The sequence below is a fragment of the Candidatus Enterococcus murrayae genome (assembly GCF_017315985.1).
Lineage (GTDB): Bacteria > Bacillota > Bacilli > Lactobacillales > Enterococcaceae > Enterococcus_A > Enterococcus_A murrayae.
The window spans coordinates 40,123-54,432 of the sequence record NZ_JAFLVR010000004.1 but is presented as its reverse complement, the minus strand read 5'-3'; the positions used below and the strand labels follow the sequence as shown (position 1 = coordinate 54,432).

General features: G+C 38.5%; 16 protein-coding genes. 10 read left to right on the top strand and 6 right to left on the bottom strand.

The features are described from left to right. Window positions 1–27: 27 nt before the first annotated feature. The gene (locus tag JZO85_RS01910; RefSeq protein ID WP_207106812.1) at window positions 28–660 is read right to left on the bottom strand and encodes a response regulator transcription factor; all 633 of its coding nucleotides are present in this window, start codon (window positions 658–660) and stop codon (window positions 28–30) included. 54 nt (window positions 661–714) lie between these two features. Then, window positions 715–1,827, bottom strand: coding sequence for a sensor histidine kinase (locus JZO85_RS01905; protein WP_207106811.1), 1,113 nt, complete (start codon window positions 1,825–1,827; stop codon window positions 715–717). 208 nt (window positions 1,828–2,035) lie between these two features. Between JZO85_RS01905 and JZO85_RS01900 the strand changes: the two genes are divergently transcribed. From JZO85_RS01900 to JZO85_RS01890, 3 genes are read left to right on the top strand one after another with little or no spacing between them, the layout of a single operon-like run. Then, window positions 2,036–2,968: an ABC transporter ATP-binding protein gene (locus JZO85_RS01900; protein ID WP_207106810.1), complete on the top strand. Its 933-nt coding sequence runs from the start codon at window positions 2,036–2,038 to the stop codon at window positions 2,966–2,968. Between the two features lie 10 nt (window positions 2,969–2,978). Further along, window positions 2,979–4,115, top strand: a complete 1,137-nt coding sequence (locus JZO85_RS01895; protein ID WP_207106809.1) for an ABC transporter permease — start codon at window positions 2,979–2,981, stop codon at window positions 4,113–4,115. Then, window positions 4,102–5,274, top strand: a complete 1,173-nt coding sequence (locus tag JZO85_RS01890; RefSeq protein WP_207106808.1) for an ABC transporter permease — start codon at window positions 4,102–4,104, stop codon at window positions 5,272–5,274. Before JZO85_RS01895 ends, JZO85_RS01890 begins: the two co-directional genes overlap by 14 nt. Window positions 5,275–5,306: 32 nt before the next feature. Here the strand turns inward: JZO85_RS01890 and JZO85_RS01885 are convergent, their stop codons facing one another. After that, window positions 5,307–5,717 (bottom strand): NUDIX domain-containing protein, encoded by a 411-nt coding sequence (locus JZO85_RS01885; RefSeq protein ID WP_207106807.1) that lies wholly within the window; start codon window positions 5,715–5,717, stop codon window positions 5,307–5,309. A 148-nt stretch (window positions 5,718–5,865) separates the two neighbouring features. On the opposite strand from JZO85_RS01885, the gene JZO85_RS01880 reads away from it, so the two are divergent. From JZO85_RS01880 to lplA, 5 genes are all read left to right on the top strand, one after another. Continuing rightward, window positions 5,866–6,945: a M42 family metallopeptidase gene (locus JZO85_RS01880; protein WP_207106806.1), complete on the top strand. Its 1,080-nt coding sequence runs from the start codon at window positions 5,866–5,868 to the stop codon at window positions 6,943–6,945. Window positions 6,946–7,021: 76 nt separating this feature from the next. Beyond that, the gene (locus JZO85_RS01875; RefSeq protein WP_207106805.1) at window positions 7,022–7,192 is read left to right on the top strand and encodes a hypothetical protein; all 171 of its coding nucleotides are present in this window, start codon (window positions 7,022–7,024) and stop codon (window positions 7,190–7,192) included. A 32-nt stretch (window positions 7,193–7,224) separates the two neighbouring features. Continuing rightward, window positions 7,225–7,998 (top strand): DUF975 family protein, encoded by a 774-nt coding sequence (locus JZO85_RS01870; RefSeq protein WP_207106804.1) that lies wholly within the window; start codon window positions 7,225–7,227, stop codon window positions 7,996–7,998. After that, complete coding sequence (locus JZO85_RS01865; protein ID WP_207106803.1) at window positions 7,995–8,732, top strand: MBL fold metallo-hydrolase; 738 nt, start codon at window positions 7,995–7,997, stop codon at window positions 8,730–8,732. The genes JZO85_RS01870 and JZO85_RS01865 overlap by 4 nt, the downstream gene beginning before the upstream one ends. Before the next feature lie 56 nt (window positions 8,733–8,788). Beyond that, on the top strand, window positions 8,789–9,796 hold the full coding sequence (gene lplA / locus JZO85_RS01860; RefSeq protein ID WP_207106802.1) for a lipoate--protein ligase: 1,008 nt from the start codon (window positions 8,789–8,791) through the stop codon (window positions 9,794–9,796). Window positions 9,797–9,832: 36 nt separating this feature from the next. Here the strand turns inward: lplA and JZO85_RS01855 are convergent, their stop codons facing one another. After that, complete coding sequence (locus JZO85_RS01855; protein WP_347401775.1) at window positions 9,833–11,383, bottom strand: MFS transporter; 1,551 nt, start codon at window positions 11,381–11,383, stop codon at window positions 9,833–9,835. A 320-nt stretch (window positions 11,384–11,703) separates the two neighbouring features. On the opposite strand from JZO85_RS01855, the gene JZO85_RS01850 reads away from it, so the two are divergent. Further along, entirely contained in the window at window positions 11,704–12,216 is a 513-nt protein-coding gene (locus JZO85_RS01850) for a signal peptidase I (protein WP_347401777.1), read from the top strand. A 37-nt stretch (window positions 12,217–12,253) separates the two neighbouring features. Here JZO85_RS01850 and JZO85_RS01845 read toward each other — a convergent pair whose 3' ends face one another. Both JZO85_RS01845 and JZO85_RS01840 read right to left on the bottom strand, forming a co-directional pair. Next, complete coding sequence (locus JZO85_RS01845) at window positions 12,254–12,574, bottom strand: YtxH domain-containing protein (RefSeq protein ID WP_207106800.1); 321 nt, start codon at window positions 12,572–12,574, stop codon at window positions 12,254–12,256. A gap of 227 nt (window positions 12,575–12,801) precedes the next feature. Further along, window positions 12,802–13,167 (bottom strand): ACT domain-containing protein, encoded by a 366-nt coding sequence (locus JZO85_RS01840; protein WP_207106799.1) that lies wholly within the window; start codon window positions 13,165–13,167, stop codon window positions 12,802–12,804. A 134-nt stretch (window positions 13,168–13,301) separates the two neighbouring features. Between JZO85_RS01840 and JZO85_RS01835 the strand changes: the two genes are divergently transcribed. Continuing rightward, window positions 13,302–14,255 (top strand): zinc-binding dehydrogenase, encoded by a 954-nt coding sequence (locus tag JZO85_RS01835; protein WP_207106798.1) that lies wholly within the window; start codon window positions 13,302–13,304, stop codon window positions 14,253–14,255. Window positions 14,256–14,310: the final 55 nt, after the last annotated feature.

The window sequence follows — 14,310 nt, the reverse complement described above, 5'->3', positions numbered from 1 at the left end:
CTGACTTTACAAAATACGCTCCTTCGGTTATTTCTGTGGATAATTTCTATAATAGAAGATCGCTAACTGTGTTCGATCACGTACTTCTAATTTTTCTAAAAGCTGACTGAGATTGTTTCGAACGGTTCCTTCACTGAGAAATAATTCCTGAGCGATTTCTTTATTATTTTTACCGTTAGCAACGGCAAATAGGATGCTTTCTTCGCGTTCGGATAATTCGATATTGTTCAGTTTTTGCGGTGTTTGGTCGGTCAAAATCGATGCTAATTTACCAACAACTTCCGTTCCGAAAACTGTTTGTCCATTATAAACGGCCTTGATTGCGGGCACGATACTGGCAAGCTCTTGTTTGATCAAGTAGCCTTTTACACCAATTTGCAATGCTTCTCGAATATATTCATCATCAGAAAATGTTGTAAGCAGTAGAATAACTGCGTCAGGAACTTGTTTAAAAATTTCTTTTGCTGCTTCAATCCCTGTGCTTTCCCCCATGCGAATGTCTGTTAGTAAAACGTCAGGACGCTCTTGCAAATACAGCTTCACAGCCTCTGGGCCGGAGTTTCCGGTTCCAAGAACCTCGATCTCTTCAGATATTTCTAAAATAGTTTTTAATGATTCTGCCACTAACGGATCATCATCAACAATGACAACACGGATCATATCTTTCCTCCTTGAGTCTTTAATTTTGTTTTTCTGCAACTAAATGCCTCTTAATCATTCGCTTGAACTAATTGTGTTGCGAAGCGAGGAAGGGGTATCTTTCGGCACAATGATATGGATCAAAAAATTATTTGGAGTTTGTGAGATATGCAGCTGTCCGCCGATTTGTTCTATTCGCTGACGCATGCTTTTCAAACCGATCCCATCTCCATTTTTTTTGGCTAAAGTGCCATTATCAAGAATTTGCAAGCGGTAAAAAGCAGGCAGCTCATTGAAGGAGAACGTAACTTTTGTTGCATTACTGTGCTTCATCACATTAGCCAGAGCTTCCTTCATCACCATTAATAGTGTTCGTTCTTGTTCTTGGTTCAGTTTTTCTGGAATAGCTCCTTTAATCTCTACTGCGGAAAATTGAAAATCCGCGATCAACAAATCTAGTCCCTTTTCAAAAGTCAAAGAAGTCTCATGTAAATCATGAACGCTTTCGCGTATATTATCCATCCCTATATGAATCGTCGACTTCAATTGTTCTAATGGTTTTTTTAAGCCATCACTTTGATTGATCGCTTCGATAGCACCAAGTTGAATAATGGCGCTTGATAATAAATGCCCGACATTATCATGAATATCGCGGGCAATCCGATTGCGCTCCTCCGAAATTTCTAGGTCGATGAAGGTCTCTTGTGATTGTACTAATTCTTGGTTTTTTTGTTTTAACAGTTCTTGTTTTTCCCAACTGTCATCTTTCAGCTGCAGTAAAGCCTCTGTAACTTCCTCTTGTTTTTTTCCACGCCAAGCTAAGAGTAGGGAAAAACAGCTTAAGCAAACAATCAATAGCCGTTCAGGCGATGAAAGGCTGTCTTGAAATAGCAGCACAATCAAAACGATCAATCCCCAGCTCCAAATAATTTCCTCCCGCCAAGCAATTCTTAAATTTGCTGGCAAGAAGACAAGCAGCATCGGCCAAAAGAAACTTAAAATCAGTAACGGAAAAACGCCTAATGATTGACCGAATGTTTTTCGAAGCAGTAGTGCTGGTCCAGCAAGAAGAATACTCGCTAATAAATAAACGATCATATGCGGTTTAAACCCTTGTTGAAAAAGCAAAAAAATACCAATCAGTTCTAAAAAGAAAAAATCTACCCAATAATTATTTATTTTTTTCATTGCTGCTCCTAATTCATAGTAAAGTAGTTATCCAAAAAAAGAGATTGAGACACATCATGTATACGGACACCTTGATCTAATGAAAAATGTGCAACAAGGCTCGAACAAAATGACATTTGTCATCTTATGATTGGCACAAACTCACTACAACGAAGTTTCTATTTTTATTATAGTAAATGTAAGAAGAAAAGGAAAAGGAGTTTTTAAAATGTTGATCGAAATCGAAAATTTAGTAAAACGTTATGGTGATTTCACCGCGTTGAATCATTTGAATCTATCAGTAAAAAAGGGTGAAATACTAGGATTATTGGGACCAAACGGTAGTGGGAAATCCACTACAATCAATTGTGTGCTCTCGTTATTGACCTATGATCGCGGTTCGATCAAGATCTTTGGAGAAGAGATGGGGCCTGAAAAATATGGAATCAAACAAAAAATTGGAGTTGTTCCACAAGACATTGCGCTTTTTGAAGAATTAAATGTTACAGACAACATCAATTATTTTTGTGGATTGTATGTCCAAGATAAGAATAAACGGGAACAATATGTCGAAGAAGTGATTCAGCTGGTTGGGCTAGAAGAATTCCGCAAGTTTTATCCGAAGCAATTAAGTGGAGGATTGAAGCGGCGCTTGAATATCGCATGCGGGATCGTGCATAAGCCGGAATTAATTTTCTTAGATGAGCCTACCGTAGCGGTCGACCCGCAAAGTCGAAACAAAATTTTGGATAGTATTAAAGAATTAAATCGTCAAGGAGCCACAATTGTTTATACGACTCATTATATGGAAGAAGTCGAAATACTCTGTAACCACATTGTGATTATTGATCAAGGTCAAGTAATCGCTGAGGGCAGCAAAGAGCAATTGAAAAATATGGTTCGAGAAAATGAGAAATTGATCATCGAGGTTCCAGGTTTGACCAAAGAACAAGTTACGGCTGTTGGAGCTGCTCCATCTATTCTGGAAGTTTCTTACGATGAAAGCTATCTTCAAGTAACGACAAAAGATTTAAAAAACGCATTGTTACCAATCTTAAATTATTTTGAAGCAGAAAAAATTATGTATGCCAATATCCATACGCAAGAAGCGACATTGAATGATGTATTCTTGGAGATCACCGGAAAAGAATTAAGGGATTAGGGGTGAGGAAATGTTTGTACGTTTATTTATCTATCGTTTACGAGTTTTATTAAGAAATCGCAGCCTGTTATTTTGGACATTTGCTTTTCCTGTTGTTCTGGGTCTGTTGTTTAATTTAGCATTTGGAAATCTAGATGAAATGACAGCATTAGAAACTTCAACAGTAGGGATTGTTTCTGCGGATGATGCCAAATCAAAGCAGTTTGAATCGGTATTGAAGGAAATCAAAAATGATGATGAAGCACTATTTAAAAGCAAAGAACTATCGAAAAGGGAAGCGAGAACACAATTATCGGATGACAAAATTTCTGGTTATTTTGTAGTAGACGCTGACAATATTGAACTATTTGTTAGTAAAAGCGGTACTCAGCAAACCGTTTTAAAAGAATTGTTGAATCAATATCTGCAAAATACGGATAAAGTTGAAACGCTGATGGCAACAGGAGCAATACAGCCGCAAGCGATTAGTCAGGCTTTGGAGCAGAAAAGCTATGTAGAGGATGGCAACGGAACGGGGAATTTCAATCTGAAATCTTTTTACTTCTTTACTTTAGTGGGGATGACCGTAATGTATGGGTTTATGTGGGGACTTCGAAATGCTAATGATCAGCAAGCCAATCAATCACCAGAAGGGATGCGGCTATGTTTGATACCAAGGAATAAGCTGTTGGTATCATTTGCGAACATGCTGGCAAGCTTTGTTCTCTTCTTTGTCCAAACAACATTGATTCTAATGTTCTATCGCTTTGTTTACCAAGTTGAGTTTGGCGATCACTGGAACTATATTTTATTAGTCTGTGCTTTAGGTGCTTTTACAGCAATATCATTTGGTACTCTAATCGGTAACGCATTATCCAAGGTGGATTTCCAGCAAAAAATTTCGATTGGAATCTCAATCTCCATGATCATGAGCTTTTTAGCAGGAATGATGGGCTCACAATCAATCAAATATTGGATCGATGTGCATGTGCCATTGTTAGGGCGGATCAATATCGTGAATTTAATCAGCGAAAGTTTATATCAGCTATTCTATTACCAATCGTTGAGCCCATTCTATCTCAACCTTCTATGGTTGGCAGGCTTTGGTATTTTATTTGTCCTGTTAAATTATTCATTCGAAAGGAAGGTGCAATATGACCACTTATAGAGCAATCCTGCAAATTCTAAAAAAGAATAAAGGGAGTCTTCTTCTAGGTGTTATTATCATGGCGGTGATTACACTTTTTTATGCAGGCCAGTTGACACAAGAGGCAGAAGAATTGACTGGAGCGAAGATTGCGATTCTTTCGGAAGATGATTCTGTAATTGAAAAAGGTTTTGTAGACTACTTAGGAAAGCAGCACACGATTGTAAAGCTGAAAGACACTTCTCAAAAAAGTTTAGATGATGCACTGTATTTTGACGAAGTGGAATATATTCTTGCAATACCTAAGAATTTCTCTGAGAAATTGACTAAAGGAGAGTCAGTGAAGCTGGAAAGTAAAACGCGCCCGGCGACATTTTCTCAATCTTTGGTGGATACGACAGTGAATAACTATTTAAACACCTATCTGACTTATCAAAAACAAATGCCGGAACTGACCCAAAAAGAGTTGTTGAAGAAAACCAAGACAACATTAAGTAAAGCTGGAAAAGTTCATTTCGATTCGAGCTACCATAAAAAGAAAAAACAAAATGTGACAGGACAGATTTACAATTTACTTGCTTATGGTATGTTCTTATCCATCTTCAGCGGTTATGCCGCAGTCAATTTGGCGTTTAATCGTGAAGAAATCCGTCGCCGAAATAGCTGTTCGCCGGTTTCTCGGAGCAAGTTGTCACGTAAAATATCGATTGGCAATTTAGCATACGCTGTATTTTGCTGGATACTCTTTTTAGCTTTTGTTTTATTTATCACTAAGGGGAGTTTCAATCAAGTGATGGGTTACTTCGTGTTAAATACGGTATCGTTCTTTGCGGCAATCGTTAGCTTCTCCATCTTGATTACAAGCATTTTACAAAATGAGGATGCGATCAGCGGTATCAACAATATTTTTATCATGGGAAGCTGTTTTGTTGGCGGTGTTTTTGTCCCAAGCGAATTTTTGCCAGATGCGGTGAATAAGATTGCTGCATTCACTCCAACATATTGGTTTGCCCAAAATAATGAATTGATTGGTAAGACCGTTGAGTTCAATCAAAGCTTCATGGATAAATTCATGTTTAATTCAGGAGTATTATTAGCTTTCGCAGCTGCATTTTGGGTGATTCATTTGATTACAATGCGTGAAAGAGGAAGCTGGGTATTAAAAAAGGCTCAGGTATAAGAAAAGCGTGTCCATAAAAGGGCACGCTTGTTTCATACTTCAAAATAAAGCTGCTGTTCCTCTTCGAAAAAGATCGGCAACAGCTCATTCAATGTTCCCGCCAGCTGTTGTAATTTCAAATCTGCCTTATTGATCCAAAACAGATCATCAGGAACAGCTTGTTTCTTCACTTGAGCGGTATAAAGAAACGCTAATTCACGAGTTTCTTTAGCTAAGTTATTCCATTCTGTTGTTCCTCGCAAGATTGGTTGAACCATCAATCCCGTTTCTTCTTTGATTTCCCGCACGGCAGCATGATAGCTGCTTTCCTCTTTTTCTACATGACCTCCAGGAAAAGTCCATCCAGGCCAATCCGTTTTCTTTCGATCCTGGACTAGAACTTCACCCATTTCATTTTCGATCATTACCATCATGGTCAATTCAATTGCTAGTAAACGTGTCATTTGATCACCTCATAGTGATTATACAACATACTTCGCAGATTTTTTTTACAATGGTATACTGATTTATAGGTAAAAAGGGATGTCAATCATATTTTTTGATGTAGAGCATTCTTAATGGGAAATAGATTTATTTTTAGGAGGAGTAAAAGTGGATAAAAAGGAAGAGCAATTATTGATTGATCTCACTTCAGCGCGTGGCATTGCGGGGAATGAAGACGAGGTCAGAGAGGTCTTTAAAAGTTACGCACAGGATTTTGCTGACGATATTTTTTTTGATGGTTTAGGTAGCGTCATTGCTAAGCATGGTGGCGGCGGTGGCCCAAAAGTCTTCATCTCAGGCCATTTAGATGAGGTCGGTTTTATGGTGACAAAAATCTCAGAAAAAGGCTTCCTTGAGTTTCAAACGATTGGCGGCTGGTGGAATCAAGTCATGTTGGCTCAACAAGTGGAGATTAAAACTCGCAAAGGCAACATTATTCATGGTGTGATTGGGTCAAAACCGCCACATGTGTTAACGCCAGAGGCACGAAAAAAACCATTTGAAATCAAAGACATGTTTATCGATATCGGGGCTTCTAGCGCGGATGAAGCGAAGGAGTGGGGCATCCGACCTGGCGACATGGTGACACCGTATATTCATTATCAACGAATGAATGACTCAAAATTCCTATTAGCAAAAGCTTGGGATAACCGTATCGGTACAGCAGTGGCACTGCGTGTTTTAGAGAATCTATCTAAGCGTGAGCATCATAATGTATTGTTTGCTGGTAGCGATGTTCAAGAAGAAGTCGGCTTGCGAGGCGCTCGTACAAGCTCGCATATCGTGAATCCTGACATTGCTTTTGCATTAGACACGGGTACAGCTGGCGATACACCTGGAATGACCCCGAAAGAGGCAGACTCTGTTTTGGGTAAGGGACCGCAAATTTTGATCTATGATGCGTCGATGGTTCCTCATAAGAAATTATTGGATTTTGTTATTGATGTAGCAGAAGAAATAGAGATTCCATTTCAATATACAGTAATTGCCGGAGGTGGAACAGATGCTGGACAAATGCACTTGACCCGCGATGGCGTTCCATCATTAGCGATTACGGTACCTGTTCGTTACTTGCATTCACATACTTCGATTATCCATGAAGAGGATTATTTCAATACAGTGAAATTAGTTACGGAAGTTGTGGCACGTTTAGATTACGATACGGTCGGCGAAATCAAAAATTACTAAGATCGTTCAGCTAGCTGGAGTCGTTGTTGGATTTATGCCCGATTGTTTATGCCTTTTAACGAAGGAGAAATGTGATTTGAATATGAGGATAGAGACAAAACGTACAGAACTAGAGCACTTGAAAAAAGAATTAAAAACATTTGAACGCCTTAATTTTCTAAATGTTTCGACTGATCCAGAATCCAAACGTGTTGAGCGTAAAATACAAAAACTAAGTAACGAAATAGCTAAATTAAAAAAATCGTAAAGGAATTTTTCCTGCGAATAAGGAGTGTTTCTATGAGTCTTAGTGAATATCGTCAAAAAGCCAAAGATCAATTGAATGGACAATGGGGAATCAATGTTGGATTGATTGTGATTGTTGGATTATTAACAGGAGCAATCAGTAATGTTTCAACGATGACCAGTAATCCAAATCTTCAGTTAGGGATCTCATTTCTATTGAGTATCCTCGTCCTATTTGCATTTAGCTATGCCCTTTATTACATCAGTTTATATGTAGTACGAGGAGGCAGAGCAGAATTAGGTCAAATTTTTGTCGTCTTTCAGCAGGGGTACTATGTGCCATTGTTGCTGATTAATATCATTGCGCAAGTTGTGCAATATGTATTGGCAGCGATCTTTTTCATCCCATTATTATTGCAAGCCGGAAGCAGTGTTTATATCTCACTGATCTCATCGGGCGGAGTAACGACTGCGGAAAATGCTTCAACATTGTTGAATATCGGTGTACTTGGTCTTTATGCTATCTTGACTTTAGCATTCTTACTTGTTACAACGATCATCAGCATTATTTTCAAATTTGCGGTTTGGGTAAAATTTGATTACCCAGATTTAAGTGTCGGCGACTGTATCAAGCGTGCTTGGTCATTGCTACAGGATCGTTGGGGTAAATACATCTTATTGCAATTGTCATTTATCGGCTGGTATATCTTAGGGTTTGTCGCGTTGTTAGTTGGTCTGCTCTTCGTAGCAGTTTATGTGAATACAGCGAGTGCGGCTTTTTATGACCAAGCCTTGAAGGAAAAAATTGATCAGGGGGAATTGGCATGAAATTGACCGTACTAGGTTGTTTAGGTGCGTATCCATATAATGGCCAAGGAACCACCAGTTATTTGCTGCAAGCTGACGGCTTTAATCTATTATTAGATGCGGGTAGCTCAACATTAGTGGAATTAGAAAAAGAACTCGATCCGTTAGATTTGGATGCGGTAATTTTGACTCATTATCACCATGATCATATTGCAGATTTAGGTGTGTTGCAATATTACTGGCAGCTTTATCCGACCCAAACGCCTAAGCCTATCCTGCCGATTTATGGACATACAGAGGACCAGTTTCATTTCGATGATTTGACGATGGACGGTGTTACTGAAGGCCATGCTTACTTTGAAGCAGAAGAATTGAAACTTGGACCGTTTCTTGTTACGTTTATGAAGACGATTCATCCAGTACCTTGCTACGCAATGCGTTTTGTTGAAGAAAAGACTGGTGCTGTTTTTGTCTTCACCGGTGATTCCGGATACCTAGAGTCCTTTAACGAATTTGCAAAAGATGCGGATTTGTTTTTAGCAGATACGTATTTATTTAACGGCAACGAACATCATAAAGCGCATTTCACTGCAGGGGAGTCCGGTACTTTTGCCAAAAATGCAGCAGTCAAAAAATTAGTGTTAACCCATTTACCCCAACATGGAAGTCTGGAAGAACTACGTCAACAAGCAGCTAATGCCAGCGAGGGTATTCCTGTTGAATTAGCGCAACCTCACAAAGTTTTTGAAATCTAAAATGATTTACAGAACAAAATAATTTATTCCTTAAATAGGAGTTAGGAGTTGGAACCATGCTATATGTACCAAATGACAAAGAACGTGATCCACGAGTAAATCTTGCCATCGAGACCTATCTATTGCAGAACATGCCTTTAGATGAACCAATCCTGCTTTTTTACATCAATGAGCCATCAATCATCATTGGCCGCAACCAAAATACGATTGAAGAGATCAATAAAGAATACGTGGATGAAAAAGGGATTCATGTTGTTCGACGCTTAAGTGGTGGAGGCGCCGTTTATCACGATCTTGGGAATTTGAATTTTAGCTTCATTATGCCAGATGATGGCAACTCCTTTAGAGATTTCAAAAAATTAACAGAGCCAATTGTTGAAGCACTCCATAAGTTAGGTATTGAAGGCGCACAGCTAAAAGGGCGGAACGACTTGGTAATTGACGACAAGAAATTTTCTGGTAACGCGATGTATTCGACTAATGGCCGGATGTTCGCTCATGGAACATTAATGTTTGATAGTGACATTGATGAAGTCGTGAATGCGTTGAAAGTGAAAAAAGACAAGATCGAATCAAAAGGGATCAAATCCATTCGTTCGCGTGTGACGAATATCAAAGATTATTTGCCGACTGACAAGCAAGACATGACAACTGAAGAATTCCGTCAAGCGATTCTACTGCAAATTTTTGGCGTGGATAGTGTAGATCAAGTTAAGACTCATGAGTTGAACGAGGCAGACTGGAAAGCCATCAATCAAATCTCGGATGAATACTACAAAAATTGGGATTGGAATTATGGACGTTCACCAGAATTCAACTTGGAACGTCAAAAACGTTTCCCGATCGGTTCAATCGAAGTTCGCTTAGATGTAGCTAATGGAGAAATCGAAAAAGCCAAAGTATTCGGTGATTTCTTTGGATTAGGTGAAATCAAGGATGTTGAAAATCAATTGATCGGCACACGCTATGAGAAAAAAGCTTTAGAAGAAAGCATCGATCAAATCGATCTGACTCATTACTTCGGGAATATTACCAAAGAAGATTTCTTATCACTAATCTATTAAAAGTCAACGACCTTTCGAAAATCGAAAGGTCGTTTTTTATAGCCCTAATGTAATTTTAAAGTATTGTTTTTTCTCTTTGGTTTGCCATTGCCATTCACCGTTTGATTGCTTGACGGCATTAGCTAACGTTTCATGTCGATCGAAGGGGGGCGCCATGGTAACCGATTCATCAAAAGAATGTCGAGCAAAAGCACTCGTATTGCTTTCAATGATTAATTGATCATTTTCTTGCTGGATGGAAATATCGATGCTGCCGAACTGTGACTCATTCAAAAATTTCTCGAATAATTGTATCAACAGGTACAAGTTTTCTTCATTCAGTAGTTGAGTGTCCGCTCTGACAGCCAACTGGCAAGAAAAGAACTTAGCTTTTTTGCGAAATTCTTTTTGATAGTAATCCCGCATTTGTTGAAGTAGATAGGTTAAATTGGGTGTTTTCTCGTTCCGATCAGCTTCTTTCTCAGTCAGTAGTTTAAATGTTGTCAGCAAGTTATTCTGTTTTTCCTTCATCAACAACAGCTGTTGTGTTTCTTCTTGCTGTTTGATTCGAAAGTGCTGGATTAAGCGAAAACCTTCTTCAAAATGATACCCGCTGATCAAGACCATCAGTCCGGCAAATAAAATCAACGGCCAATCAGTCGTTAAGTTCGCCGCTCCAGCAAAAAGCTGAATGTAGAAGAAACAATGGATAAAAGCAGCCATGATGATTCCTGGTGAGCAAATAATGTAGAAACGATTCTGATCCGCGGACTCCGCTAATGCGATCGCAGATGTGTAGAGTGTCATGAAGACATTAAAGCCACTAAAAATCTGCACGGCAATTGGCAATGACAATTTTCCAGCAAGGATACAGAGAAATCCAAAAGCTAATAGAAAAATCTGTGAGCCCACACCATAGAGGTAATAGTGCTGATATTTTTTTGTTCTTAACAAATAATAATTGGTTAAAAATACTGGAATCAGAATCGCCGTTAGATTATAAAGAATCGATAATGTGCTAGGACTGAGTAGACTGCTGGCAGGGATATTCAAAACGATCGATTGCATACCCACTAAAAAAATAAACCCTATCAATATCAATGATAAAACCAAATCTTTTCGTGAGACTCTAGGCTTTAGGAAGAGCAGTCCCAGCATTAAGATGATCAATGCAGAACAAATGACCAATAACAAAAGTTGCGGTAAAGAATGCAGGATAAAAAAGCGGTTCACCTCGGCTGCCTCACCAATGAAGACACGGGCAGGAATTCCGGCGTAATATTCATAAGGCGTCTTCGTAATAATTCGCAATTTTTGCTGCTGATAGTTTTTAGGCAGATGAACAGTTGTTTGTAAGAGGCCAGGTTCCTTTTGCTTATCAGTAGCACTGTATTTATAAATCAGATTTTCCCCGACATAGATAAAGAGCCATTGATGGTTTGTTCGTACAACTAGCTGTGGATCCCTAAGGTTCATTTCTAGTTGTTGCTGCATGATCAAAGCATTATTCGGGTGAACATTCGTTAAACGTTGTTCGGTTTTTCCGAAGATATAGTGATCAGAATGGTCTTTAACAATGAATGTCCAATGATCCTGCAATTCTTTCACATTTGTTTTTTTAATTTCATTTATGATCTTAATACTGGTAAAGGAAACCAATATTAAAATAACGGATATTATTAAAGCGAGATTGTGCTTCGTCAGAAACTTAGCAAACTGCTCTTTGTATGTTTTCGTTACGATAAAGTAACACCCTTTCGTTTTAAAAAAAGAAAATAATCAGTATAGTGCTCTATGATAATAGTAACATAATGGGGATTCTAGTCAAAATGAATTCTATTTTTTATTCAATTATCAATTAAAAAATAGATTTTTTTGCGTAATATGATATGATGAATTTAAGAAGAAAAATTATTTAAAGGAGGTGGATTGGGACGCTGAGAAATAAAAAAATAACTATCTTATATGCTTTTTTAATCTTTGCTTTGTTCTTGCTCGCTATATTTACTATCGTTATTCCAAAATTACTGGATGTTACACCCTATGTGATTTCAGACAGTAAAATGGCGCCAGAATACAATAAAGGCGGTTTAGTATTTGTAAAAGATGTGAGGGAACCAATTCATGTTGGAGACACGATTACCTACTATGAGAATCAAGGAAAAGCGATCAAGACACGGCGAGTATTAGCGGTAGATCATAATATCGATGGTTACTTTGTCAAAGGAGACAATTCTGATAAAGCAGAGATGGGGCTTGTTCATGAGCGGAATTTGATTGGCAGACCGCATTTTTATTTACCTTATATTGGTTTTTTGGCAGATACTAAAGTAATGAGCATTTTGAAAATCAGCTTATTTATTGGCGCCATTCTAATGACCCTCTCGACCTTACTTTTTCAAACCGAAGGAAAACATAAATTACGGCAGCAAGTCGATTAAAAAAGGCCTTCGCGATGAAGGCCTTTTCTCATTGATTTTAATAAGACAGCTCTAAAGCATCTTTGATTTCATCTTGTGTTTCTTTCATGTCTTCTTTTACTTCTTTTCTGCCTTCTTTCAAGGCACGTTTTGTTTCCTTACTTCCTTCTTTCAAAGCATCCTTTGTTTCTTTCGAATTTTCTTTGATTTCATCCTTACTGTTGCGTAGTTCATCTTTGATTTCTTTTTTCACTTCTCTTAATTCTGTCCGAAATTCTGTTTTCCAGACTGGTCGGAAAATATAGCGATTCACCGTCAACAACCCTATACAAGCAATTCCTAAAATCAATACTGTAATGTCTAATCCATTTCTTTTCATTCTAATACCTCCTGATTTTTTATACCAACTGTGTCGATTCATTTATTCTAGAGAAACTTGATATTTTATTTCTGCTTTATTACTACACTCTCATAATAAGAGAAATACGGAAGGGTTTCGTCCAACCAAAGTCCTATTTTCTTCTCGGATAAAAGACTGGAAAAAAATAGAAATGACAAAGACATGAAAAAAAGAGCCTTTGATAGGCTCTTCAAACAATAGAATCATTATGCGACAGTATATCCAGCTTCACAGAGAGCCGTAACAGCGGCATCATACTTGTCGGCTTTGACCAAAATATAATCAGTATTGTAAGTGGAGACAGCAAAAATGCTGATACCAGCATCTGCTAATAAAGAAGCAATTTTGGCTAAAATTCCGACAAGACTGAAATCTAAGACACCGTCAATCTTGAATCCTTTCCAACCGTCCTCGTGTTCGATCGTATTTGCAGGAACGCTTTCAGTAGAGGAAACGACTGAAATTTCTTCATCAGTTACTCCGATAAACAGCGGCTGTTGGGTAAGGTCAATCGTCTTTAAGTCGGCGATCTTATACACGGATAATTCTTGAGGCAAAGTTGTTAATTTCATTATTGGTGATACTCCTTTCTGCATTTCTTGATCATTCAAATTTATCAAAGGAAACGAGGGAATGCAATCCAATTTTTTGTCGAACAGTTCGCTTCATAGTATATTCTAAGAAACAACTAAAGGAGCATGGTGTCATGAAAGCATTGTATTTTGAGGAATTTGGCGGCAGCGATGTTTTGCAGTATGGGGAGCTTCCTAAACCTGTGATCAGTGAAAAAGAAGTATTAGTAAAAGTTGACTATATCGGTTTGAATTTTGCTGATATTTATCGACGCCGAGGGGAATATCACATAGAAAATCATGTTCCTTTTATCAATGGCTATGAAGGGGCAGGCAGCATAGTCGCAATTGGAGAAAAGGTGACGAAACAAAAAGTCGGGGAATCAGTTTTGTTTGTAGATGTGCCTTTAGCGAATGCGGAATATGTAGCAGTACCAAGTGATCAAGCGATTTCCCTGCCTGCTGGGATCGACAGTAAATTAGCTGCAAGTATCGGGCTTCAAGGGATGACTGCTGATTTTCTTGCCCATGATCTTGGAAAAAACAGTCCTGGTGAGAAAGTATTCATTACTGGAATCAGTGGTGGTGTTGGCCAAATACTTTCCCAGATACTAGCAGCTGATGGCATTGAAGTTTATGGAGCGGCTTCATCAGTGGAGAAACAAGCCTTGGCATTGTCTCACGGAGCCAAACAAGTCTATCCGAGTCGCGAAACTTTTTGGGCTAAAACGATCGAAGGTCAATTTGCAACAGCATATGATGGCGTAGGCTCTACGATCCAGCAAAGTTTAGATTTGATTAAGCATCGAGGGAAAGTTGTCTTTTTTGGTATGGCCGGCGGCAATCCAATAAAAATCGATCCTGTAGCGTTAATGTCAGAATCAAAAAGCATCTTAACTGGTGATTTATGGGATTATCTAACAAGTTACGAAGAACGGAAAGTACGCAGTGAACGGCTCTTCAGCTACTTTGCCAAAGGAAAGATTGAGATCAGTGAGCCGACAGTATTTTCACTGCATGATGGCAAGAAAGCTCACGAATTTTTAGAGACAGGCAAAAGTATTGGAAAAATTTTGTTGAAGCCGTGAAAAATAAAATTCTTGTTTCTCCCTGCTTGCTCACGAAGAGAGGATAGGCAGGGCT

What these genes read in the sequence shown, in the direction of transcription:
- lplA (WP_207106802.1), top strand. Translation starts at nt 8,789, where the DNA reads ATGCTATATGTACCAAATGACAAAGAACGTGATCCACGAGTAAATCTT.
- JZO85_RS01900 (WP_207106810.1), top strand. Translation starts at nt 2,036, where the DNA reads ATGTTGATCGAAATCGAAAATTTAGTAAAACGTTATGGTGATTTCACC.
- JZO85_RS01845 (WP_207106800.1), bottom strand. Translation starts at nt 12,574, where the DNA reads ATGAAAAGAAATGGATTAGACATTACAGTATTGATTTTAGGAATTGCT.
- JZO85_RS01885 (WP_207106807.1), bottom strand. Translation starts at nt 5,717, where the DNA reads ATGACACGTTTACTAGCAATTGAATTGACCATGATGGTAATGATCGAA.
- JZO85_RS01835 (WP_207106798.1), top strand. Translation starts at nt 13,302, where the DNA reads ATGAAAGCATTGTATTTTGAGGAATTTGGCGGCAGCGATGTTTTGCAG.
- JZO85_RS01865 (WP_207106803.1), top strand. Translation starts at nt 7,995, where the DNA reads ATGAAATTGACCGTACTAGGTTGTTTAGGTGCGTATCCATATAATGGC.
- JZO85_RS01870 (WP_207106804.1), top strand. Translation starts at nt 7,225, where the DNA reads ATGAGTCTTAGTGAATATCGTCAAAAAGCCAAAGATCAATTGAATGGA.
- JZO85_RS01910 (WP_207106812.1), bottom strand. Translation starts at nt 660, where the DNA reads ATGATCCGTGTTGTCATTGTTGATGATGATCCGTTAGTGGCAGAATCA.
- JZO85_RS01890 (WP_207106808.1), top strand. Translation starts at nt 4,102, where the DNA reads ATGACCACTTATAGAGCAATCCTGCAAATTCTAAAAAAGAATAAAGGG.
- JZO85_RS01840 (WP_207106799.1), bottom strand. Translation starts at nt 13,167, where the DNA reads ATGAAATTAACAACTTTGCCTCAAGAATTATCCGTGTATAAGATCGCC.
- JZO85_RS01895 (WP_207106809.1), top strand. Translation starts at nt 2,979, where the DNA reads ATGTTTGTACGTTTATTTATCTATCGTTTACGAGTTTTATTAAGAAAT.
- JZO85_RS01905 (WP_207106811.1), bottom strand. Translation starts at nt 1,827, where the DNA reads ATGAAAAAAATAAATAATTATTGGGTAGATTTTTTCTTTTTAGAACTG.